The sequence below is a fragment of the Streptomyces sp. NPDC056835 genome (assembly GCF_042789485.1).
Classification (GTDB): domain Bacteria; phylum Actinomycetota; class Actinomycetes; order Streptomycetales; family Streptomycetaceae; genus Streptomyces.
This window is the reverse complement of sequence record NZ_JBHUBB010000001.1, coordinates 238381-260291: the sequence shown is the minus strand read 5'-3', so window position 1 is coordinate 260291 and position 21911 is coordinate 238381. Positions and strand designations below refer to the sequence as shown.

The following is a 21911-nucleotide window of genomic DNA, read 5'->3' as shown; positions in this document are numbered from 1 at the left end:
CGTTTCGTTCGGTCGTTCGGGCCTGATTGACGTACCGAAGCGGCATAACATGGCAGAGGATGAGAAAACGGACGGCCTGCGTCACAGGGTGCGAGGTCGAAGTGGCAGGAGATGCGGCGAAGGACCCCGGAACGTCACCGTTTCGGCGGTCTCGGCGGCCGGGTACTTGCGCGATCCGCCCCGCCCGTGTGGACAATGGCCAATGCCCCGCGTACGCGCGGCCGAAGCATTTATCCGAAACATGATCAGGAGGCAATCCGTGAGCGCGACCGCGGACCACGCGGAGGAACGAACCAACCTCGCCGCACGGCTTGGGTTCGAACCCGGACAGGTGGTCCAGGAGCTCGGCTACGACGACGACGTCGACCAGGAGCTCCGCGAGTCCATCGAGGCCGTCATCGGCCAGGACCTTGTCGACGAGGACTACGAGGACGTGGCCGACGCTGTCGTCCTGTGGTTCCGTGACGAGGACGGCGACCTTACGGACGCGCTGGTGGACGCCATCGGTTTGATCGAAGACGGCGGAGTGGTCTGGCTGCTGACGCCCAAGACCGGCCGTGACGGCTACGTCGAACCGAGCGACATCAGCGAGGCGGCCCAGACCTCGGGCCTGTCCCAGACCAAGAGCGTGAGCGCCGGCAAGGACTGGACCGGCGGCCGTCTCGTCACCCCCAAGGCGGCGAAGACCAAGCGCTGACTCCGAGCGCCGAGCGCGCAAGACGCAGCAGCCGAAAGCAAGCGGCCTTGAGGGCCCCCGCCGACTCCGATCGGCGGGGGCCCTGTGCGTAGGGTGGTCGGGAGACAGTCACAGCCCTTGAAAGGACGTGCACCCATGGCGATCGAGGTCGGCGCCCCCGCCCCGGACTTCGAACTGAAGGACAACCACGGGCGGACCGTGCGACTGTCCGACTTCCGCCGGTCCGAGGACGGTGCGGACGGCGGGAAGAACGTGGTACTGCTCTTCTACCCCTTCGCCTTCACCGGTGTGTGCACCGGTGAGCTGTGCGCTCTGCGCGACGAGCTTCCCTCGTTCGTCAACGAGGACACCCAGCTGCTCGCCGTCTCGAACGACTCCATCCACACCCTGCGCGTCTTCGGCGAGCAGGAGGGCCTGGAGTACCCGCTGCTGTCGGACTTCTGGCCGCACGGCGAGGTCTCGCGCGCGTACGGAGTCTTCGACGAGGAGAAGGGGTGCGCGGTGCGCGGGACCTTCATCATCGACAAGGACGGCGTCGTGCGCTGGACGGTCGTCAATGGCCTGCCGGACGCCAGGGACCTCGACGAGTATGTCAAGGCGCTCGCCGCGCTCTGACCGGTGGGCTCCGGTTCCGGCCGGTCGGGGTTCAGGGCGGTCAGGGCTCAGGCCGGTCGGGGCTCAGGACGGTCCGCGGAATCCGGACCGGCCCCCCGAAATCGCACAGCAACGGGGAACCGGTCACTAGGATCCAGTCGTTGATCCGATGCCAACGCCTCAGGGGACGCGCGACCCGCGGCAGCAGCCGCCGAGCCGGGCCGCCGGCCCCGAGAAACCAAAGGGAGGACTCGTGGGAGTCAGCCTCAGCAAGGGCGGAAACGTCTCGCTGACCAAGGCCGCGCCCAACCTGACCGCGGTCACCGTGGGTCTGGGCTGGGACGTCCGTACCACCACCGGCAGTGACTTCGACCTCGACGCCAGCGCCCTGCTGACGAACGCCGAGGGCAAGGTCGCCGTCGACGGGAACTTCATCTTCTTCAACAACCTCAAGAGCCCCGACGGATCCGTCGAGCACACCGGTGACAACCTCACCGGTGAGGGCGAGGGCGACGACGAGGCGATCAAGGTCAATCTGGCCGCGGTCCCCGCCGATGTGGAGAAGATCGTATTCCCCGTCTCGATCTACGAGGCGGAGAGCCGCCAGCAGTCCTTCGGCCAGGTGCGCAACGCGTTCATCCGCGTGGTCAACCAGGCCGACAACAATGAACTCGCCCGGTACGACCTGAGCGAGGACGCCTCGACGGAGACCGCCATGGTCTTCGGCGAGCTGTACCGCAATGGCGCGGAGTGGAAGTTCCGTGCCATCGGCCAGGGGTACGCCTCGGGCCTGCGCGGTATCGCGCAGGACTTCGGCGTCAACGTCTGAACCGCCGGGCCCTGTCCCCACCGGACAGAGCCTGGGTATCTTCGAGCACGGCGCCGCACGCCCCAGTGCGGCGCCGTACGCGTCTCGCACTCGTACCCGCACGTGAACCCGGATACGGACCGGTACGCAGGCGGGCCGGTCGCGGGCCGGTACGCACCGGTACGGGAACGAGCCGCATGAACAGGGTTTGAATGGGCAGGACGTCAGGCGCGTTCCGCCCGCAGGACGGCAGCACATCATCTCGGGGAGGACTCACCATCATGGGCGTCACACTCGCCAAGGGAGGCAATGTCTCCCTCTCCAAGGCCGCACCCAACCTCACCCAGGTGTTGGTAGGGCTCGGCTGGGACGCGCGCTCCACCACCGGAGCCGACTTCGACCTCGACGCCAGCGCGCTTCTCTGCCAGTCGGGCCGGGTGCTCGGCGACGAATGGTTCATTTTCTACAACAATCTGACCAGCCCGGACGGATCCGTCGAACACACCGGTGACAATCTGACCGGTGAGGGCGAAGGCGACGACGAATCCCTGCTGGTCGACCTCTCCAAGGTGCCTGCCCACTGCGACAAGATCGTCTTTCCTGTCTCGATCCATGACGCCGACAATCGGGGTCAGACGTTCGGGCAGGTCAGCAACGCCTTCATCCGGGTGGCCAACCAGGCCGACGGTCAGGAGCTCGCCCGCTACGACCTCAGCGAGGACGCCTCCACCGAAACCGCGATGATCTTCGGCGAGCTCTACCGCTATGGCGCCGAGTGGAAGTTCAGGGCCGTGGGACAGGGGTACGCGTCGGGGCTGCGAGGCATCGCTCTAGACTTCGGGGTCAACGTTTCGTAAAGCAGTGCGCTGCGCGGGGGAAAACCCGTTAATCACCAGATGGGGTAGCCAGTGATCCTGAAAACCTTCGGCTGGTCGTTCGCCATCACGGCGCTCGGCCTCGCCTTCGCGGCCTGGCAGTGGGGGTGGGAGGCGTTCGGGATCGTACTGATCCTGTCCATCCTTGAGATCTCGCTGTCCTTCGACAACGCGGTCGTCAACGCCGGGGTCCTGAAGAAGATGAATGCCTTCTGGCAGAAGATCTTCCTCACCGTCGGCATCCTCATCGCGGTGTTCGGTATGCGACTGGTCTTCCCCGTCGTGATCGTCGCCATCAGCGCCAAGGTCGGGCCCATCGAGGCCGTCCAGATCGCGCTGGACAACCCCGACCGGTACGAGGCGCTGGTCACCGACGCCCACCCGGGCATCGCCGCCTTCGGCGGTATGTTCCTGCTGATGATCTTCCTCGACTTCATCTTCGAGGAGCGGGACATCAAGTGGCTGGGCTGGCTGGAGCGTCCGCTGGCCAAGCTCGGCAAGGTCGACATGCTGTCGGTCTGCGTCGCGCTGATCGTGCTGCTCGTCACCGCGCTGACCTTCGCCACCAACGCCCACACCAGCACCGGCTACCAGGACAAGTCGGCCACCGTGCTGCTCGCCGGGGTCGCCGGTCTGGTCACGTACCTCGTCGTCGGTGGTCTCTCGGGCTTCTTCGAGAACCGGCTGGAGGAGCAGGAGGAGCAGGAGCACGAAGCGGAGGAGAAGGCCAAGGCCGAGGGCAAGCAGGTCTCCGCGATCGGTCTCGCCGGCAAGGCCGCGTTCTTCCTCTTCCTCTACCTGGAGGTCCTGGACGCGTCCTTCTCCTTCGACGGTGTCATCGGCGCCTTCGCCATCACGAACCAGATCTTCTGGATGGCCCTGGGTCTCGGTATCGGCGCGATGTACGTACGTTCGCTCACGGTCTACCTGGTCCGCCAGGGGACCCTGGACGACTACGTCTACCTGGAGCACGGCGCGCACTACGCGATCGGCGCGCTCGCCGCGATCCTGCTGATCACCATCGAGCACTCGATCAACGAGATCATCACCGGCCTGATCGGCGTGATTCTCATCGCCGCCTCGTTCTGGTCCTCGGTACGCCGCAACAAGGCGCTCGTGGCCGGGGAGGGCGACAAGGACCCGGACGACGACAAGGCGGCGGTCCAGGTCTGAGCCGGTGCTCCGGTGAGCCTTTGGTGAGCCGGTCCTCCGGAGGGTGACGCGGAGGGTAATCAGGGAACGCTCTGAACGGGGCGGCCGAGAGGCGCAAGCCTGCCGGCCGCCCCGTTCTTCCATGTGAAGTTGGCGAGTTGACGACAGGGGTGGGGTGGGCATGGCCTTCTGGGACAACCTGTGGCAGGGACAAAGGGCAACGCAATTCGATTCGGGCAATGCCGCGTCCAACTCCATCGAGCTGACCAAGCGGCGGCCGACGGTTTCGCTCACCAAGCAGGGCGCGGCCACCGGCAATCTGCGGGTGAACCTCTCCTGGCAGATGCGCACCTCCGATATCGAGGGACGCTCCAGGCAGAGCGGGCGGCTGCTGTCGAACCCGCTCAAGCTCTTCAAGCCCGAGGTGGTGCAGGCCCATACGCAGGGCATGGTCAACGTGGACCTCGACCTCGGCTGCATGTACGAGCTGACCGACGGCAGCAAGGGCGTGGTCCAGCCGCTGGGCAACTTCCTCGGCGATCTGAACGATCCTCCGTACATCAAACTCAGCGGCGACGACCGGTTCGGCGCCGCCTCGGGCGAGACCGTCTATGTCAATCTCGACCACCGGGAGTCGATCAAGCGGCTGCTGTTCTTCGTCTACATCTACGACCAGACGCCGGCCTTCGACCGTACGCGCGCGCATGTGACGCTGTACCCCAGCAATGGCCCGCGCATCGAGATCGAACTCGACGAGCACGCGCCGCAGGCCCGCTCCTGCGCGGTGTTCTCGGTGGAGAACGTCAAGGGCGACCTGGTGGTGCGCCGCGAGGTGAAGTTCGTCTACGGCTTCCAGGCGGAGCTGGACCGGCTGTACGGCTGGGGGCTCCAGTGGGGGCGTGGCTACAAGACGAAGACCTGAACCGGTCCCGGTGGCCGTACTGGCACCGGGGTCCGTACCGGCACCGGGGTCCGTACCGCCTTCTACGGGCGGATGAACTGCGGCCCCATGGGGGGCAGCCGGAAGTTCGGATCTGGGGCGGGCGCGGCGGCCGCGGCCGGCTGCGGATAGCCGTACGCGGGCCGCGGGGGCGATACCGGCTGGGGATAGCCGTACGGCGGCTGGGCCGACGGCAGGGGAGGCTGTGGATACCCGTACGCGGGCTGGGCGACCGGCCGGGTGGGAGGCAGGGGCGGGGGAGGCGGCAGCGGCCTCTCCGCGGCCACGGTGGCGTCTTCCTGGGCATCGGGCGTCCGGTCGTCGACGTTTTCTTCCGTCTCGTCGACCAGAATGCCGAACGCGGTGGCCAGACCGTCCAGACCGCTCGGATATCCCTGACCCACCGCGCGGAACTTCCAGCCGCCCCCGCGCCGGTACAGCTCGCCGCAGATGATCGCGGTCTCCTCGCCGGTCTCCGGCCGGACATCGAAAGCGGCCAGCGGCTCGCCGTCGGCCGCCGCCGCGTCGTAGAGCAGGATCCGCAGATCTGTCACATGCTGGAAGCTCGCACCGTCGGAGGAGGCCGCGAGCACCACCTGGTCGACCGAGGGGTCGAGCGCCGTGAGATTGGCCTCGACGGTGTCGGTCAGCTCGTCTCCGACCTGTTTCTTCGGCAGCCGGCGCACCAGCCCCGAGGGATGGCGCGGCTGGTTGTAGAAGACGAAGTCCTCGTCGGAGCGGACCCGGCCGTCGTGCCCGAGCAGCAGGGCGGAGGCGTCCACATCCGGGACCCCGGTGCCCGGGGACCAGCGCAGCACGGCTCGTACGGCCATGGCATCGAGGGGGACGTTCGAGCCCTTGAGCATCGCGTGCGTCATAGCTGCCATCCTGCCTTCCCGCCGCCCGCGGGGACAACGCGGGCCCAGATCCGCTCCGTCCGAGCCATGGACGAGAAGCGGACGAGTAACCAGGATTTCATGTATCGGGGGAACTCTTGACACCCGCCCATACGTACTATTACCGGCCACATGACCGACGGGCCATTTCGGCAGTACGGGGGATTCACATGCGTCATTTCGGGCATATCCCGACCGCTGCTCGACAGGCTCTGTTCCATCAGGAGCCGTGCGAGTTCACCGCTGACTCGCCCGCCCGGCTGCTCTCGGCCGCTCTCGGGGCCACGCTCTACAGCCCGGCCACCCGGCCGCGGCTCGCCGACGACGTGCTGAAGCAGGCCGGGCGCGGGGTCGTCTCCATGGTGCTCTGCCTGGAGGATTCCATCCATGACGCCGAGGTCGAGGACGCCGAGGCCAATCTTGTGCGGCAGTTCGCCGACCTCGCCGAGCGGCGCGTCGCGACGCCGCTGCTCTTCATCCGCGTCCGTGAGCCGGGGCAGATACCCGACCTGGTCCGGCGGCTTGGTGACTCGATCCGGCTGCTGTCCGGATTCGTACTCCCCAAGTTCACCGAGGAGCGCGGGACGGCCTTCCTGGAGGCGCTCGCGGAAGCGGAGAGCGGATGTGGCCGCACGCTTTACGCGATGCCGGTGCTGGAATCGCCCGAACTGCTGCATCTGGAGACCAGGACCCGGACACTCACCGGGATCGCGACCGCCGTCGACAAGTACCGCGACCGCGTACTCGCGCTGCGACTGGGCGTGACCGACTTCTGCTCGGCGTACGGCCTGCGCCGGTCGCCCGATATGACGGCGTACGACGTACGCATCGTGGCCGGGGTCATCGCGGACGTGGTGAATGTGCTCGGACGTGCCGATGGCTCGGGCTTCACGATCACCGGCCCGGTCTGGGAGTACTTCCGGCTCCAGGAGCGCATGTTCAAGCCCCAGCTGCGGCGCAGCCCGTTCCTTGAGGGCCGGGCCGAGGAGCTGCGTACCGCCCTGATCGAGCACGACCTCGACGGACTGCTCCGCGAGATCGAGCTGGACCGGGCCAATGGACTGCTCGGCAAGACCTGCATCCACCCCTCCCATGTCCCGCCGGTCCACGCACTGTCCGTGGTCAGCCATGAGGAGTTCAGTGACGCCCAGGACATCCTGCGGCCGGAACGCGACGGGGGCGGGGTGCTGCGCTCCGCGTATACGAACAAGATGAATGAGGTGAAGCCTCACCGCGCCTGGGCCGAGCGCACCCTTCTGCGGGCCGAGGTCTTCGGCGTCGCCCGGGAGGACGTCGGCTTCGTGGAGCTGCTTACCGCCGGTCTCGCCGCGTGAGCGCCGTGGAACAGACCACTCGGACCGGGCAGGCCGGACCGTCGTCGAAGGAAGAGATCGTCACTATGGTGTGGTCGGGCACATGGGTCACCGAGCGGCTCGGCGTCGAACTCGCCGGCGGCGAGGGTCTGCGGGATCTGCTGGGCCTGGCGCTGCGCCGCAACCCCAGGCGGGCCCACCTCCTTGTCTCGAATGTGCTGGGCAAACACGTCCCGCAGCACCCCGGGGTCGTCCATGGAACGGGCGTCGAGCTGGGCGAGCGCGTACGCGAACTGCTCGGCGCGGATGTGGACCGCGCCGTGGTACTCGGCTATGCGGAGACCGCGACCGGACTCGGCCACTCGGTCGCCGACGGGGTGCGTCACGCTCCGTATCTCCACTCCACCCGGCGCCCGGTCCCGGGTGTCGCGAGGGCGGGCGGCTTCGAGGAGTCGCACTCGCACGCCACCTCCCATCTGCTGCTCCCCGAAGACCCGAAGCTGCTCTCCTCCGACGGCCCGCTGGTCCTCGTCGACGATGAGTTCTCCACCGGCAACACCATCCTCAACACCATCCGCACCCTCCATGAGCGCTACCCCCGAACCCGGTACGTCATCGTTGCCCTGGTCGATATGCGCTCGGCGGCCGACCAGGGCCGGCTGGCGGAGTTCGCCCGGGAGATCGGGGCCCGCGTCGACCTGGTCACCCTGGCCTCCGGCACGGTCCGGCTTCCGGACGGCGTCCTGGAGAAGGGCCGGGCGCTGGTGGCGGAGCACGAGACCGGGGCCCCCGCGCCACGCCCCATGGACCGCACCCCGGCCCCCGGGGCGCCGACGGCCCACGCGACCGGCGTGACTCGCATGGCCCTGGAGTGGCCGGCCGGAGTCCCCGACGGGGGCCGCCATGGCTTCACCCCCGCCCACCGGGCCGCCCTGGAAGCCGCGCTGCCCGCCATGGCGGCCGAGGCGGCCGCCAAGCTGGGCGACGCCCGGCGCGTCCTCGTCCTCGGCTTCGAGGAACTGATGTACGCCCCCCTGAGGCTCGCCGAAGCGCTGGAACGCTCCAGCGACGCCGAGGTGAGGTACTCCACCACCACGCGGTCACCGGTGCTGGCGGTGAACGACCCGGGGTACGCGATCCGCAGCCGCCTCGTCTTCCCTGCCCATGACACCGCGGCCTTCCCCGACGGGGACGGCACCGGAGACCGATATGCCTACAACGTCGCGGACGCCGGTTTTGATGGTGTCGTGGCGGTCGTCGACTCCCTGGCCGATTCTCCCGAGCTGCACGCCCCCGGCGGTCTGCTGGCCCAGCTCGCCGCCCACATACCCCGGGTGGTTCTCGCCGTGATCCCCTCATACCTCCCCCCCTCCGCGCATCCCCCGCGCTCCTCGCACGCCCCCGAACGGCAGGAACCCTCCATGCTGCCCGAGCCTCTCCGCGGCCCCGCCTTCTCCTCCTACGCGCCCGACGATGTGGGCTGGCTCCTCCAGGACCTGTCCGAGGTGGAGCTGGAGGCCCCGACGGAGGAGCGCGAGGAGGCGATACAGAACGGTGGCGCGCACTACGCCGAATCCCTTCCCGTCGAATACCAGCCGAGCGCCCAGTACCAGGAGCTCTTCAAAGCCGCCCTGGAGACCTCGGCGGCCCGGATCGCGCGGGCCGTCGGCACCGTCACCGAGACGGTGCTCGCCGAGCGCTCCCCCCGCCCCGTCCTGGTCTCGCTGGCCCGCGCCGGCACGCCGGTCGGCGTACTGATGCGCCGCTGGGCCCAGCACCGGCACGACCTGGACCTGCCGCACTACGCGGTCTCGATCGTGCGCGGCCGGGGTATCGACGCCAACGCCCTGCGCTGGCTCGCCACCCACCATGACCCCGCCGATGTCGTCTTCGTCGACGGCTGGACCGGCAAGGGCGCGATCACCCGCGAACTCGCCCAGGCTCTCGACGCGTTCGGCGGTTTCAACCCCGAGATCGCGGTCCTCGCCGATCCGGGCGGCTGTGTGCGGACCTATGGCACCCGAGAGGACTTCCTCATCCCCTCCGCCTGTCTCAACTCGACTGTCTCCGGCCTGATCTCCCGTACCGTCCTCCGATCCGATCTGGTCGGCCCCAACGATTTCCACGGCGCGAAGCACTATCGCGAACTCGCCGGCTCCGATGTCTCCGGCCACTTCCTGGACACTGTCGCCGCCCGCTTCGACGAGGTCACCCACGCCGTGGACGCCGAGGTCAAGAAACTGCTCTCGGCGGACCGCGCGCCCACCTGGGAGGGCTGGGCTGCCGTCGAGCGGATCAGTGAGGAGTACGGCATCCGCGACGTGAACCTCGTCAAGCCAGGTGTCGGCGAGACCACCCGCGTCCTGCTGCGCCGCGTCCCCTGGAAGATCCTCGCCCAGCGCGACGCGGGCGCCGATCTCGATCATGTCCGACTGCTGGCCGAGCAACGCGGCGTGCCCGTCGAGGAGGTCGACGACCTTCCGTACACCTGTGTCGGACTGATCCATCCGCGATACACCCGCGGCGCCACCGGCGCGGACGGCAAGGCGGTCGTCGCGCCGTGACCCTCTCCCACACCCCGGACATTCCCGCGAAGGCGCCGGTCCTGGTCGCCAGCGATCTCGACCGCACCCTGATCTATTCGGCCGCCGCGCTCCAGCTCCCGATGCCGGACGCCGAAGCCCCCCGGCTGCTCTGCGTCGAGGTGTACGAGAGCAGACCACTGTCGTATCTGACCGAGACGGCCGCCGGACTGCTCGACGATCTCGCCCGCACCACCGTCTTCGTACCGACGACGACCCGCACCCGCGAGCAGTACGGCCGCATCCATCTGCCGGGCCCCGCACCGCGGTTCGCGATCTGCGCCAACGGCGGCCATCTCTTGGTGGACGGGGTCTCCGACCCGGTCTGGCGGGCCCAGGTGGCCGACCGGCTGGACGATGAGTGCGCTCCTCTCGCCGAGGTCCGCGCGTATCTGCTCGCCGCCGCCGACCCCGCGTGGCTCCTCAAGGAGCGGATCGCCGAAGACCTCTTCGCCTATCTCGTGGTCGACCGCGCCCTGCTGCCCGAGGGCTGGGTCAAGGAACTCGCCGCATGGGCGGACGGCCGGGGCTGGACCGTCTCCCTCCAGGGCCGCAAGATCTATGCCGTACCGCGACCGCTCACCAAGAGCGCCGCGATGCGCGAGGTGGCCCGCAGGACCGGCGCCGAACTCACCCTCGCCGCGGGGGACTCGCTGCTCGACGCCGACCTGCTGCTGGCCGCGGACCGCGCCTGGCGTCCCGGCCACGGCGAACTCGCGGACAGCGGCTGGAACGCCCCGCACGTTGACGTACTCGCGCAGACGGGCGTCGCGGCGGGAGAGGAGATTCTTCGGCGCCTCATCCTCGCCGCTGCCCCGGACCCGGCCTGACCAGCCGCGCCCCCACGAAGCCCAGAATCGCGAGCACCGCCGCCACCAGCACCACCTTCGAATAGGTGGAGACATAACCCGTCACCTCCTCCCAGTCTTCCCCCAGCGCGTATCCGGCCAGGACGAAGACGCAGTTCCACAGAGCACTGCCGAGCGTGGTCAATATCAGAAAGGGCGGGAGCGGCATCCGCTCGATCCCGGCCGGCACGGATATCAGACTGCGGAAGACAGGGATCATCCGGCCGAAGAACACCGCCTTCGTGCCGTGCCGGGCGAACCACGCCTCCGTCCGCTCTATGTCGCTCACCTTCACCAGCGGCAGCCGGGCCGCGATGGCGACCGTCCGCTCCCGGCCCAGCAACGCCCCGGCCCAGTACAGGGCGAGCGCGCCGGCCACCGACCCCGCCGTGGTCCACAACAGGGCCGCGACGAGATTCATCCGGCCCGTGCCGGCCGCGAAACCGGCCAGCGGCAGGATCACCTCGCTGGGCAGGGGCGGGAACAGATTCTCCAGCGCGATCGCGATACCCGCGCCGGGCGCTCCGAGATCGTCCATCAGGCTGTTGACCCATGAATCCGCATTGCTTTCGATCATGCGTTCAACGCTAGGCAGCCGCGGCCGAACGCACATTGAAGCGGACCGCACAGAACATTGCGGTTTTCCGCAATGCGCGCCGTCGCGCGGCCCCGCTAGCGTGACTGATCATGAAAGCGGTGGTGGGACGCGGGCTGAGACTCGCGACAGGACTTCTGATCGGTAGCGGTGCGGCCGTCATCGAGCTGCTCTTCACGCTGCTCGCGGGCATCGCGCTGCTGCTCGTGCTCGCCTGGCCGCGCGGCCGGCGGGCCGTTATGCGCCCGCTCGCGGCCGGCGCGGGGAAACTGGTGGAGATGGAGCGCCACCGACTCCGCACGCTGCTCGGCGAGCGGGTCGCCGGCACCTACGAACCGGTCGGCGCGCTGCGCTATCTCGCGGTGCGCTGGGCGCTCGGACTGCTCGGCGCGGTCGTACTGCTGTCGGTGATGATCGGTGCGGTGTACGGGACGTTCTTCCTCTACGGCTGGGTGATAGTCGACATACGCAACCCAGGCACGGTCGCGATGGGCATGCTCGGCGGACTCTTTCTGCTCTTTCTGGCGATACAGGGGATCTTTGGTGTCGCCGCGCTCGAAGGGAAGCTGGCCCGGCACTTCCTCGGCCCCAGCCACCAGGAGGAGTTGGAGCGACGGATAGAGCAATTGGCCACCAGCCGTGCGGGGGTTGTGGACGCCGTCCATGACGAACGCCGCCGTATCGAGCGGGATCTGCACGACGGCGTGCAGCAGCGGCTTGTCGCACTGGGCATGCTGCTGGGCCGCGCCCGGCGCAGCGGTGACCCCGAGCGCGCCGACGATCTGCTGCGCCAGGCACATGAGCAGAGCCGCGAGGCGTTGACCGAACTACGTGAAGTGGCCTGGCGCGTCTATCCGACCGTGCTCGACGAGGCGGGGCTGCGGGCGGCGCTGGAGACCGTCGCGGAACGGTCCCCACTGCCTGTCCGGTTGACATGCGTCCTCAAGCACGAACCCGGCAAGGCCGCCGCGAATGTCGCCTACTTCGTGGTCTCGGAGAGCGTCACCAACGCGGTCAAGCACTCCGAAGCCCCTCATATCGAAGTCGAGGTGATCGAGGAAGCGCGCACACTGCGCATACGCGTCAGGGACTACGGGCGCGGCGGCGCCGACCCCGAGGGCAGCGGACTGTTCGGCCTGGCCCGCCGGGTGGCCGCTCTTGACGGACTGCTCCAGATCAAGAGCCCGCTCGGTGGCCCCACCACCATCACCGCGGAGATCCCATGCGAGTAATTCTTGCCGAGGACTCGACCCTGCTCAGGGAGGGGCTGGCACGGCTTCTCGCGGAGGAGGGCCATGAAGTGATCGCCTCAGTCGCCGACGGCGACGCGTTGCTTGCGGCGGTCGCGAAGGACCAGCCGGACGTGGTCGTCGCCGACGTCCGGATGCCACCCACACACACCGACGAGGGGCTACGGGCAGCGCTGGAGATCCGCGAGCGCTGGCCGGCCGTGGGAGTGCTCGTGCTCTCCCAATATGTGGAAAAGCGCTACGCCACGGAACTGATGACCGGAGAGTCGGAAGGAGTCGGCTATCTACTCAAAGACAGTGTTGTTCAAGTGGATGAGTTCCTTGACGCCCTGGAGCGGGTCGCGGCGGGCCGGGCGGCCTTCGACCCCGAGGTCGTACGGCAGTTGCTGGCCCGGTCCAACCACAGCCATCCGCTCTCCGCACTCAGTGAGCGAGAACACCAGGTGCTGGCCGAGATGGCCCAGGGCCACACGAACGCGGCCATCGCCCAGCGGCTGCACATTTCGCAGAGCGCGGTCGAGAAACACATCAACGCGATCTTCGAAAAGCTGGAACTCAGCGGGAGCAGTGGGTACAGCCGCCGGGTCCTGGCCGTACTGCGCTACCTCGGCACCTGAGCCGGGGCGGGGGCAGCGGGGGCCCGCTGGATCAGCCGCAGCAGCCACCACCGCAGCAGCCTCCGCCACCACTGGCCGCCGGGGCAGGGGCGCCGCCCTTCGCGGTTCCGCCGACCGCCACGGTGGAGAGCAGTTTCACGGTGTCGTCGTGCCCCTCGGGGCACGAGGCGGGGGCCGCCGACTCCGACATCGGCCGGCTGAGCTCGAAGGTGTCACCACAGGGGCGGCAGCGGTACTCGTAACGAGGCATGTGCTCAGATTAGGCGCTGGCCCAGGTCCTGTCCGACCGGGACAGGGCCTAGCCGACGCCCACCTGGCCCTGACGGCCCCTGGCCCTGAGGCGCTGTTCGCGCTGCGCCTGTTCCGGATGGCGGGCCCGCCAGTACGGATTGTCGTGCGGCAGCCCGCCGCTGACTCTCCCGTACATCCCGAAGAACATGAGCAGCAGACCGACCACAAAGCTGAAGAGCACATTCTGGAGTTGGAAGGCGAGGAAGTTGTAACTGGTGTCCAGCAGAGCGAGATTGACGAATCCGCTGGCGATGAAGAGGACACCGAGGACCATATTCAGGGTCGACGCGGTATTTCCGCCGATCACCATGCCGAGCATAAGGATCAGCCCGACACAGATGGACAGCACGCTCAGCGTGCCATTGGTGTTCAGGCCCGCGACCGTGGCACCGCCGGTATCGAAGAAACCGATCTTGTCGATCAGTCCGAGGATGCCGAAGACGATCAGGATGAGCCCCATCAGCCCGGCCCCGACGCGATAGACCTGGTTGAGCCGGTGATCGACGGGGAGCTGTTCGTCCAGCCTGACATGCCGCCGGGCCGACGGACGGAGCACTCGCGTGGCCATGGGCGGCCTCCTTTGGCGGTGGCGGTGCTTCACTCCAGCATCCGCCCACCGCGACCGGCGGACAACTCAAGCGCCGTGCCCGGCGCCCCGCTCCTCGCGGATCTCCGAGACCACCTGGGCCACGGTGTGCCGTACCGCCTCGGTCTCGGTCAGGAAGTGCCAGTAGTCGGGATGGCGGCCCTCCAGCGCGGCCACTGCCCGGTCCAGCCTGGCCACGGACTGGTCCAGCGGACGCGCGTGACGGGGCTCGGGGGTGTTCCGTCCGGTCATGGCCAGCCGTTGGGCGTCCCGGATCGCGAACCGCGTGCGATCGATCTCCTGCTGCGGGTCCTTCGACACGGCGTTCAGCCGCCGCAGCCGGTCACCGGCGGCGGAAACCGCCTCGTCCGTACCGTTCAGCAGCGCCCGCGCGGTGCTGAGCAGCGAGGTCGCGTCGGCCCACCGCTGCTCATCGCGGGCCTTGGCGGCTTCCTTGAGCTTGTCCTCGGCCTGGTGAACGCTGGTCGCCGCGTGATCGGGGACCTGCTGAAGGTCCTGCCAGCACGCGGCGGTGAAGCGGCGACGCAGCTCGCTGAGCACCGGCTCCACGGTCCCTGCCCGGGTCGTCAGGGCCTGCGCGCGGGTACGGAGAGACACCAGCCGGCGGTCGATCTCCTGCGCCCGCTCGGGCAGCCGGGCAGCCTCGGCCCGTACGGTCTCGGCATCCCGCAGGACCCGGTCGGCCCGCTGGAGCGTCTCCGTCACACCATGCTGTCCCGCGCCCTGGTTGAGCTTCGTCAGATCGGGCGCGAGCGCGGCGAGCCGGGCGGCGAGATCGTCCGCCCGCAGCCCCGAGGCGCGCACCGCGTCGAGGGCGTTGCTCGCGGCGAGCAGTGTCTGCCGCGCTCGTTCCACGGCGGGGGCGAGCCGCGCCAACTGTGTCTCGGCCTTGTCGAGCAGCGGCCCGAGCCCCTGCTCGAACCGGTCGAGATCGCCCTTGACCCGGATCAGCTCGTCCTTGGCCTTTGTCAGCTCGTTGCGCGCCTTGGACGCGGCGGACGGCTCCAGATCGTCACGGTCGAGATCGTGCGCGTCGACGGCCTCGATATAGCCGTGGCTGACCTCGTCGATCCGCTGCCCCAGTGCCGCGAAACCCTCCACGGCCCTGCGGGCTCCCGGCGAGCTGTCCACCGCCGTGATCGTCTCTATCGAGATCCGCAGATCGCGCTGGGCCGTGTCCAGCTCGTAGAAAGCGGCCGCCGCGGCGTCCTTCGCCGCCTGCGCGTCCGCGCGCTGGCTCTCGCCCCGGCCGCCGAACCACCGCCGCGTACCCCCGCCGGCGAAGGTGAGCGGCAGCGCCGCCACCACCAGGGGCACCGGCAACAGCATCAGCGTGAGGACATCACGGACGGCACTCGCTTTCGCTTTCGCTCTTGCGTGCGGCTGCGCGTGTGTCGCCGTCACATCCCTCTCCCGTGCCGAGTTCGCCCTGCCTGGTTCATTGTCCCACCAGGTAGAGACGAACACACGGGCCGGTTAGTTCGCGCTTTGGATGGTGATCTTCCCGTTGCTGGTGCGGGCCTTCAGGACATGGCCGCTGCTCTTGTCGGTCGGTACGCCGACATCGACCGAGCCGTTGTCGGTCGCCGTGGTCACCGCGTAGGAGGTGTCCGAGCTGGGCAGATCGATATCGATCCGGCCGTTGTCCGTGATGGCGTCCACGCGGTTCGGCACGACGGTGAGCCCGAGGCGGATGGCTCCATTGCTCGACTTCGCGGCCACGGTCTCGGCGGAGACGTCCTCCGCGGTGATCTTTCCGTTGTCGCTCTCCAGATCGAGCGGCCCACTGGAGTCCCGTACCGTCAGCGCGCCGTTGTCCGACGTCAGTTTCAGAGCGGTCGTGAAACCGGTGGCGGTGACCCGCCCGTTGTCGCCCTTGAGCGTCACGGCCACTCCGCGCGGCACCTTCACCTTGTGCAGCGACTCGCAGTTGCTCGCGACCGCCCTGCACTTCACCTTGAGCGTGAGCGTGTTGTCCGTCATCTTCCAGCTGGCGTCGGGCCCGCTTCCCATGAACACCCAGCCGTCGACCTGCCGGGTCACCTCGATGTCCTTCACATCGGCGGGGACGAGTTCGACCGCCGCGTTGCCGGTGTCGACCGTCAGCGTCTCCCCTTTGAAAGGGAAGGACTTGGTCTCGACGGGGGCGTCGGAGGCGTCCGCGCTGCCGCACCCGCTGACGGCGAGTGCGACGAGCAGGGTTCCGCCGGCGGCGAGAAGCGTACGAGAGCGGTGCTGGCGTGCGGCCACGGTGAATCGTCCCCCAGAGAAGTCCTGATAGTGCTGCCGGAGCCTTCCGGGCCGATCGCTCTCGGCGCGTCCAGGCTGTCCCACCACCGTATGAACGGAAACCGCCGGAGCCGATCCGGCCGCCCACCGTCTCCGTGGTGGGGATACCCCCCGTATGCCGGGCGCTCCGGTACCGCGCCCGGCATACGGTTTGCGGCCGCGCCCGGTGGGCCATGTACGCTGTTGCCTCATCCACGGGTGCGTAGCTCAGGGGTAGAGCGCTGCTCTTACAAAGCAGATGTCGGCGGTTCGAAACCGTCCGCGCCCACCAGTAACACATCACCGGCCGCAGTCGGTCCGGACGAACAGGGACGAAGGGCTCGATCGCCATGTGCCAGTCGCCGAAGCGGTCCTTCACATGAGTACGAGAGCCAGGGTCCTCATACGGCCGCTGACCGCCGTGCATGCCGCGCAGGTGCTGGCGATCTACCAGGCGGGCATCGACGAGGGCAACGCGACCTTCGAAACGGCGGCCCCCTCCTGGGACGTGTTCGACGCGGGGAAACTGGCGGAACACCGCTTTGTCGCACTGGCGCCGGACGGCGAACGGGTGCTTGGCTGGGTCGCCGTTGCCACGGTGTCCGGGCGGTCCGCCTACGCCGGGGTGGTCGAGCATTCCATCTATGTCCGTCCCGAGGCCCGTGGCCAGGGGGTCGCGCGCTCGCTGCTCGACGCGCTGATCGCCTCGACCGAGGCGGCCGGGATCTGGACCATTCAGGCCGGCATTTTCCCCGAGAACGCCGTGAGTCTGCTGCTGCACCAGCGCGCGGGGTTCCGGATCATCGGCACCCGCGAGCGCGTCGGCCGTCATCACGGGGTCTGGCGCGACGTACAGCTCATCGAGCGCCGCAGCCCCGTGGTCAGCTAGGTCAGGACAGGACCTAGGTCCGGACAGGACCTGGGCGGGCCGCCGGTCGGCCGGGGCCGGCGGGCCGTGCGGGTTCGTGCGGCTACGCTGGGTGCGTGGCAGGTATGCGCGTCGAGCGTCTTGATCATCTCGTTCTCACCGTCGCCGATCTCGATGTGACCGTTGATTTCTACAGTCGGGTCCTCGGTATGGAGCCGGTCACGTTCGGTGGCGGGCGGCGCGGACTGGCCTTCGGGCAGAGCAAGATCAATCTGCATCGGGCGGGCCATGAGTTCGAGCCCAAGGCCGAGCGGCCGACCCCGGGCAGCGCGGACCTCTGTTTCGTGGTCGCGGACCCACTCGAACGGGTGATCGCCGAGCTGGCGGCGCAGGGAGTCCCGGTCGAGGAGGGCCCGGTGGAGCGCACCGGCGCGCTGGGACCGTTCAGCAGCGTGTACGTACGCGACCCCGACGGCAATCTCGTGGAGCTGAGCGAGTACCCCGGCTGACGGGACGGGGGGCTCGCGCGTGCCGACATGGTGAGGGACCGGCGCCCGTGGGCGCACACTGGGGCCATGAGCAACTACCAGGGGCCCGCGACTCTTGTCGCCGGTGACTCCGAGATCGCGGTCGAGGCCACACTGAGCGCGAGCCTGTCGGGTGAGGTGCGCCAGTGGGGCGGCAGCGTACAGACCGGGGACGCGGGGGAGGCCCTGCGTGCGGCGCTGGACAGCGGAGACGTACGCATCCGGTTCCCCGACGGCCAGGAAGGCGCCGTCGTGGCCACGCATACGGCCATCGGCAGTGGACGGCTGCGGGTTTCGGGGAGCGGCACGATCCCGTTCTAGGACCGCGACGGGGCAAACGTAACCGGAGGGCACCAAGCCGGGGCACTGCGTTCCCGTCCGGGTTCCTGTCCGGGTTCCGACCGGGCGAGGATCGCCCGGTTCGGGGGCCTGACGGGCGCATACCGCGTCGGTCACACTGGACACATGTGCCGCAGCATCAAGACCCTCCGCCCGCCCGTACTCCCCGAAGAGGCCACCGAGGAGGACATCCGGGCCGCCGCCCTCCAGTACGTACGCAAGGTCTCCGGTTTCCGTGCGCCCGCCGCGCACAATCGCGAGGTTTTCGAGCAGGCCGTCGCCGAGATCGCGGAGTCGACCACGAAGCTCCTCCGGGGCATCGAGGTCCGGGGAGGAGCGGCCCGTACCGCACCCCAGGCAGCCGACGCGGCCCAGGCGTCCTAACCGGTCGCCGGTACCGGGCCAGGGCGCCGTATGACGTACGCGGCGAGCGCGCCCGCCGCGAACAGCGCCAGTACGGACACGCCCGCGCCGATCCAGGTCGTACCGAGCCACTGGCCGCCGAAGTAGCCGAGGCCCGCGCTGTAGCCCGTCCACGCGACGGCCGCCAGCGCCGACCAGGGCAGGAACTCCTTCACCTCGCGGTGGGCGGCGCCCGCGCCCAGGGAGACCACCGAGCGTCCGGCCGGTGCGAACCGGGCGATGACGACCAGGATTCCGCCGCCCCGGCTGAGCGCTCCGCCGAGACGTTCCCGCGCGGTGGTCAGACGGCGGGAGCGGGCGATGGCCCGGCCGAGCCGGTCGCCGCCGCGCCGGGCGAGCCGGAAGGCGACCAGATCGCCCACTACGGACGCGCTGAACGCGCAGAGCATCAGGACAAGCAGCGAGGGCACCTCCGCCGGCACCTGTGCCACCTTGCCCGTCGCGCCCACGACCGTGGTCGTACCGGCCGCCGCCGCGGTGGCGGCCGTGACCACCAGAACGCCGCTGGGCAGCACCGGAAGGAATACGTCGAACAGTACGGAGAGGGCCACGACGGCGTAGATCCATGGGCTGCCCGTCAGCGACCCCACACTCTCCAGCACCTACGTCACTTCCCGCCCGGTCCCGTTGTCAGCGCCTCGATGTCGCGGGGAGAGCGGCGGTGGCGGCTGCGGCCGACCAGCGTACGCGTCTGCGGGAGCGGAAGATCGGCCGGGCCCGGCACAGGACGTGGCGGAGGCCCGGCACAGCCGGGGTTCGACACGTCGGTGCCCGGACCACAGGGGGTCCGGGCACCGGGGTTCCGCTGCGGATCAGGCGGCCACGGCCGTGCGCCGGTCCCGCCTCTCCTCCCCGGACGCGCCCCCGGAGCCGCGCGAGCCGCGCGCTCCGAACAGCTGGTCCAGGGCGAACGCCCCTGGCCCGGTGAAGACGATCAGCAGGAAGGCCCAGCAGAACATGGCCGCGGGTTCGCCGTTGTTCTCTATGGGGAAGAGGCCATCGCCCTGGTGCACGTTGAAGTACGCGTACGCCATGGAGCCGGAGGCCACCAGCGCGGCCACCCGGGTGCCGAGACCTAGCAGTACGAGGGCCCCGGCCACGAGCTGGATCACCGCGGCGTACCAGCCCGGCCAGACGCCGGTGGAGACGGTGTCCTTGGCGAAATACCCGAAGAGCGAAGCGGCGCCGTGACAGGCGAAGAGCAGCCCGACGACCACGCGGAACAGGCCGAGTGCGTAGGGCTGGGCATGATTGAGGCGTGTGTACATGGGGGGTTGTACTCCTTCGATCATTGGTCTGGACCGATGCGAAGCTCCTGCCACAGGTTAAGTACGCCTAATCAATGCTTGCAAGTTCAACATTCAGCTGAGGATCAATTCGCGTCGCGTATTCGGGCCGCGGTATGTCCGGTGTCTGCAGGGTGGCACGTGCCACCGCGTCGGAGTCCGAGAGCATCACCGAGTCGACCCCGGGGCGTGCTCCCGCCGCCGTCACCCAGTGGACTCCTTCCGTGGGCACCCCGAGCGCGAACCTCCGTGGGTGGGCTTCGCCCCGACGGTCCACCAGGCGATATGGACGGCGCGTTACGTCCAGCCCACCGGTTTCGTAACCACCGACCCGGTGCGGCTGGCACTGACCGGTCTTCAGGAGCCGCGAGAGCAGCGGATCGCAACTGCGCCTGAGATCCGGTTCCGGAAGCCGGGCTTCCACGAGCGTCGTGGCGTGGATCAGCGACCCCGGAACGTCGGGGGACTCGGCGACGAACATGCCGTCCCATGTCCGTACGGTCGTCCGGGGGCCGATCACATCCAGCACCCCCGCCTCGATCAGGGCCGCCATCTCCTCGATACGGCGGCGCGGCGGCCCGATGGAGAGAAAAGCGTTCAAAGGCGTGTACCAGCGGTCGAGATGGTCGCGCCGGGAGGTGCCGGAGAGGCCGGCGTGGTCGACGATCTGCCGTACTTCATTGCGGAGATCACGCAGTACGTCCAGGGCCGCCTTGGCCGGGCCCGCGACATTGCCGAGCGCCGCCTCGGCCGCGTCCTCGCGCAGATGGGCGAGGAGCCAGGCGCGGTGATCGGCCGGGTCGCGGAAGGTCACCCCGTCGTACGGGCGCGAGATCCGGTCCCAGGACCAGCGGTCGGCGGGCGCGATCCCGGCCTCGTCGAGGACGGCGGCCTCCTGCGGGCCCCCGTGGGGCGCGGCGAGGAACCGTTCGAGTACGCGTTCCCACGAGCCCGCCGTACCGTCGGTCGCGCGGAGGGTCGCCCCGTAGAAGACCGCCTCCACCTCCTTGGCGACCAGCGGCCATATCTCCTGGAGGAAATCCGGCGGGTCGCCCTCGTCCGCGCGTTTGCGGAACACCGCGATCACATCCGGGGTCAGCAGCAGCGGGCGGTGCCGGCCGGAGGGCCCCTTCGCGTTGTCCCCGCGTGCCTGGTACGGGACGCCGCGCCGTGACCCCGCGTACAGCTGCGGCTCGCGCCCCGACGGGTGGTATACGAGAACGCCGTCGGCGTCGCGCGTGAAGAGGCCGCCTCTGCCCGCCGTCAGCAGCGCCATGTGGTCGAAGAAGTTCAGCCCGAGTCCGCGCAGCAGAACCGGTTCGCCGGGGGCGACCGCCGAGAGATCGACATCGGCGGGGTTGGCCGGCCGCAGATAGCGGAGCCGGTGGCGGTCCGCGTACTCCGCGAGGGCCGCCTGGGTCTGGCCGGAAACCACCGGCAGATGGCCCTGCGCGAGCACGACGGCGCTGAGGCCGGAAATCGTCGTGCCATCGTCGAGGAAGAGCGTCTGGGTGGGGCGGTGCGCGGTGGAGCTACCGGGTGTTTGGGGTGAACCGGTTGAGATGGGTGGGGCTGACGCGTCTGGGGCGGTCCTGTCCGTGTCGTCATCGAGCCGGATCGCACGGGCCCGGTGAACGACAACCGTCACGCTCTCAGGAGCGTTCTCTACCGTTCTGTGGAAGGCCCATTCCAGATATCGGCCATAGGCGGCACGGCTCGGATAGTCGTCGGGTCCGAGCCGTTCGTCCGGCCGGGTCGCGGCCCACTCGTACAGGCTCGGCCCCGGGCGTATCGGCCCCTCGCACTCGACGCTGTCGTCGGTGAAGACGGTCACCTGTGAGGCGACGGTGTTCATCAGCAACTCGGCGGGCTGGTCGGTGCGCCAGACGAGGCCCGCGCCCGGGGGCGCGGGATCGATGAGATGCACGGTGAGGGGGACGTCCGGGGCCAGTTCGGGTACGGACGCGCAGAGTCTTTCGAGGACCGAGGTGCCACGGGGGCCGGCGCCGACGACTGCGAGAGAGCGGGGCAGGGGCTGCCGTACATCGCACAAAGCTGTGACTCCCGGGGCGGGTGGTGTGCTGGAAGCGAATGGTCCGCTCATCATGCCGCTCGTGCGTGGCGAGTTCGAACCC

The 21911-nt window shown here is 69.0% G+C and carries 24 protein-coding genes and 1 tRNA gene; 16 read left to right on the top strand and 9 right to left on the bottom strand.

Annotation, left to right across the window (positions count from 1 at the left end):
• The first annotated feature begins 259 nt into the window (after window positions 1-259).
• The 6 genes from ACFRMN_RS01215 (at window position 260) to ACFRMN_RS01190 (ending at window position 5048) form a co-directional block, all read left to right on the top strand.
• Window positions 260-697, top strand: coding sequence for a DUF3052 domain-containing protein (locus ACFRMN_RS01215; protein WP_383011391.1), 438 nt, complete (start codon window positions 260-262; stop codon window positions 695-697).
• Window positions 698-832: 135 nt separating this feature from the next.
• Window positions 833-1312: a peroxiredoxin gene (locus ACFRMN_RS01210; protein ID WP_383011388.1), complete on the top strand. Its 480-nt coding sequence runs from the start codon at window positions 833-835 to the stop codon at window positions 1310-1312.
• 232 nt (window positions 1313-1544) lie between these two features.
• Window positions 1545-2120: a TerD family protein gene (locus tag ACFRMN_RS01205; protein ID WP_030352590.1), complete on the top strand. Its 576-nt coding sequence runs from the start codon at window positions 1545-1547 to the stop codon at window positions 2118-2120.
• Window positions 2121-2380: 260 nt separating this feature from the next.
• Window positions 2381-2956, top strand: coding sequence for a TerD family protein (locus tag ACFRMN_RS01200; protein ID WP_030352591.1), 576 nt, complete (start codon window positions 2381-2383; stop codon window positions 2954-2956).
• Window positions 2957-3007: 51 nt separating this feature from the next.
• A complete protein-coding gene (locus ACFRMN_RS01195; RefSeq protein WP_383011385.1) occupies window positions 3008-4147 on the top strand; it encodes a DUF475 domain-containing protein in 1140 nt (379 codons plus the stop codon).
• A 160-nt stretch (window positions 4148-4307) separates the two neighbouring features.
• The gene (locus ACFRMN_RS01190) at window positions 4308-5048 is read left to right on the top strand and encodes a Tellurium resistance (RefSeq protein ID WP_383011382.1); all 741 of its coding nucleotides are present in this window, start codon (window positions 4308-4310) and stop codon (window positions 5046-5048) included.
• Between the two features lie 62 nt (window positions 5049-5110).
• Here the strand turns inward: ACFRMN_RS01190 and ACFRMN_RS01185 are convergent, their stop codons facing one another.
• Window positions 5111-5944, bottom strand: coding sequence for a TerD family protein (locus ACFRMN_RS01185; protein ID WP_383012027.1), 834 nt, complete (start codon window positions 5942-5944; stop codon window positions 5111-5113).
• A 188-nt stretch (window positions 5945-6132) separates the two neighbouring features.
• On the opposite strand from ACFRMN_RS01185, the gene ACFRMN_RS01180 reads away from it, so the two are divergent.
• The 3 genes from ACFRMN_RS01180 to ACFRMN_RS01170 all read left to right on the top strand — a co-directional run bounded on the left by ACFRMN_RS01180 (window position 6133) and on the right by ACFRMN_RS01170 (window position 10687).
• Window positions 6133-7296, top strand: a complete 1164-nt coding sequence (locus tag ACFRMN_RS01180; protein ID WP_383011379.1) for an HpcH/HpaI aldolase/citrate lyase family protein — start codon at window positions 6133-6135, stop codon at window positions 7294-7296.
• Window positions 7297-7361: 65 nt separating this feature from the next.
• Window positions 7362-9839 carry a phosphoribosyltransferase gene (locus ACFRMN_RS01175; protein ID WP_383012024.1) on the top strand — a complete coding sequence of 826 codons (2478 nt, stop codon included), beginning with the start codon at window positions 7362-7364 and terminating at the stop codon, window positions 9837-9839.
• A complete protein-coding gene (locus ACFRMN_RS01170; protein ID WP_383011377.1) occupies window positions 9836-10687 on the top strand; it encodes an HAD family hydrolase in 852 nt (283 codons plus the stop codon). The genes ACFRMN_RS01175 and ACFRMN_RS01170 overlap by 4 nt, the downstream gene beginning before the upstream one ends.
• Here the strand turns inward: ACFRMN_RS01170 and ACFRMN_RS01165 are convergent.
• A complete protein-coding gene (locus ACFRMN_RS01165) occupies window positions 10656-11282 on the bottom strand; it encodes a DedA family protein (protein ID WP_383011374.1) in 627 nt (208 codons plus the stop codon). The genes ACFRMN_RS01170 and ACFRMN_RS01165 overlap by 32 nt on opposite strands.
• Window positions 11283-11392: 110 nt before the next feature.
• On the opposite strand from ACFRMN_RS01165, the gene ACFRMN_RS01160 reads away from it, so the two are divergent.
• Together ACFRMN_RS01160 and ACFRMN_RS01155 are read left to right on the top strand one after the other, a co-directional pair.
• A complete protein-coding gene (locus ACFRMN_RS01160; protein WP_383011371.1) occupies window positions 11393-12532 on the top strand; it encodes a sensor histidine kinase in 1140 nt (379 codons plus the stop codon).
• Window positions 12523-13167, top strand: a complete 645-nt coding sequence (locus ACFRMN_RS01155) for a response regulator (RefSeq protein WP_383011368.1) — start codon at window positions 12523-12525, stop codon at window positions 13165-13167. Before ACFRMN_RS01160 ends, ACFRMN_RS01155 begins: the two co-directional genes overlap by 10 nt.
• Window positions 13168-13198: 31 nt before the next feature.
• Here ACFRMN_RS01155 and ACFRMN_RS01150 read toward each other — a convergent pair whose 3' ends face one another.
• The 4 genes from ACFRMN_RS01150 to ACFRMN_RS01135 all read right to left on the bottom strand — a co-directional run bounded on the left by ACFRMN_RS01150 (window position 13199) and on the right by ACFRMN_RS01135 (window position 16315).
• Window positions 13199-13417 carry a zinc ribbon domain-containing protein gene (locus tag ACFRMN_RS01150; RefSeq protein ID WP_383011365.1) on the bottom strand — a complete coding sequence of 73 codons (219 nt, stop codon included), beginning with the start codon at window positions 13415-13417 and terminating at the stop codon, window positions 13199-13201.
• Window positions 13418-13465: 48 nt separating this feature from the next.
• Complete coding sequence (locus tag ACFRMN_RS01145) at window positions 13466-14026, bottom strand: DUF4383 domain-containing protein (RefSeq protein WP_383011362.1); 561 nt, start codon at window positions 14024-14026, stop codon at window positions 13466-13468.
• Window positions 14027-14092: 66 nt separating this feature from the next.
• The gene (locus ACFRMN_RS01140; RefSeq protein WP_383011360.1) at window positions 14093-15469 is read right to left on the bottom strand and encodes a hypothetical protein; all 1377 of its coding nucleotides are present in this window, start codon (window positions 15467-15469) and stop codon (window positions 14093-14095) included.
• Window positions 15470-15541: 72 nt separating this feature from the next.
• Entirely contained in the window at window positions 15542-16315 is a 774-nt protein-coding gene (locus tag ACFRMN_RS01135) for a DUF4097 family beta strand repeat-containing protein (protein WP_383011357.1), read from the bottom strand.
• A 235-nt stretch (window positions 16316-16550) separates the two neighbouring features.
• Between ACFRMN_RS01135 and ACFRMN_RS01130 the strand changes: the two genes are divergently transcribed.
• The 5 genes from ACFRMN_RS01130 (at window position 16551) to ACFRMN_RS01110 (ending at window position 18451) form a co-directional block, all read left to right on the top strand.
• Window positions 16551-16625 (top strand) — tRNA-Val (locus ACFRMN_RS01130).
• 87 nt (window positions 16626-16712) lie between these two features.
• Window positions 16713-17222 (top strand): GNAT family N-acetyltransferase, encoded by a 510-nt coding sequence (locus ACFRMN_RS01125; RefSeq protein ID WP_383011354.1) that lies wholly within the window; start codon window positions 16713-16715, stop codon window positions 17220-17222.
• 104 nt (window positions 17223-17326) lie between these two features.
• The gene (locus ACFRMN_RS01120) at window positions 17327-17710 is read left to right on the top strand and encodes a VOC family protein (RefSeq protein ID WP_383012021.1); all 384 of its coding nucleotides are present in this window, start codon (window positions 17327-17329) and stop codon (window positions 17708-17710) included.
• A 66-nt stretch (window positions 17711-17776) separates the two neighbouring features.
• Window positions 17777-18049 carry a DUF4873 domain-containing protein gene (locus ACFRMN_RS01115; RefSeq protein WP_030352614.1) on the top strand — a complete coding sequence of 91 codons (273 nt, stop codon included), beginning with the start codon at window positions 17777-17779 and terminating at the stop codon, window positions 18047-18049.
• 144 nt (window positions 18050-18193) lie between these two features.
• Entirely contained in the window at window positions 18194-18451 is a 258-nt protein-coding gene (locus ACFRMN_RS01110) for a DUF2277 domain-containing protein (RefSeq protein ID WP_383011350.1), read from the top strand.
• On the opposite strand, the gene ACFRMN_RS01105 is transcribed toward ACFRMN_RS01110, so the two are convergent.
• The 3 genes from ACFRMN_RS01105 to ACFRMN_RS01095 form a co-directional block, all read right to left on the bottom strand.
• A complete protein-coding gene (locus tag ACFRMN_RS01105) occupies window positions 18448-19092 on the bottom strand; it encodes a DedA family protein (RefSeq protein WP_383011347.1) in 645 nt (214 codons plus the stop codon). The two genes, ACFRMN_RS01110 and ACFRMN_RS01105, sit on opposite strands and share 4 nt — an antisense overlap.
• A gap of 210 nt (window positions 19093-19302) precedes the next feature.
• On the bottom strand, window positions 19303-19758 hold the full coding sequence (locus tag ACFRMN_RS01100; RefSeq protein WP_383011344.1) for a DoxX family protein: 456 nt from the start codon (window positions 19756-19758) through the stop codon (window positions 19303-19305).
• A gap of 67 nt (window positions 19759-19825) precedes the next feature.
• Window positions 19826-21880, bottom strand: a complete 2055-nt coding sequence (locus ACFRMN_RS01095) for an FAD/NAD(P)-binding protein (protein WP_383011341.1) — start codon at window positions 21878-21880, stop codon at window positions 19826-19828.
• Window positions 21881-21911 lie beyond the last annotated feature (31 nt).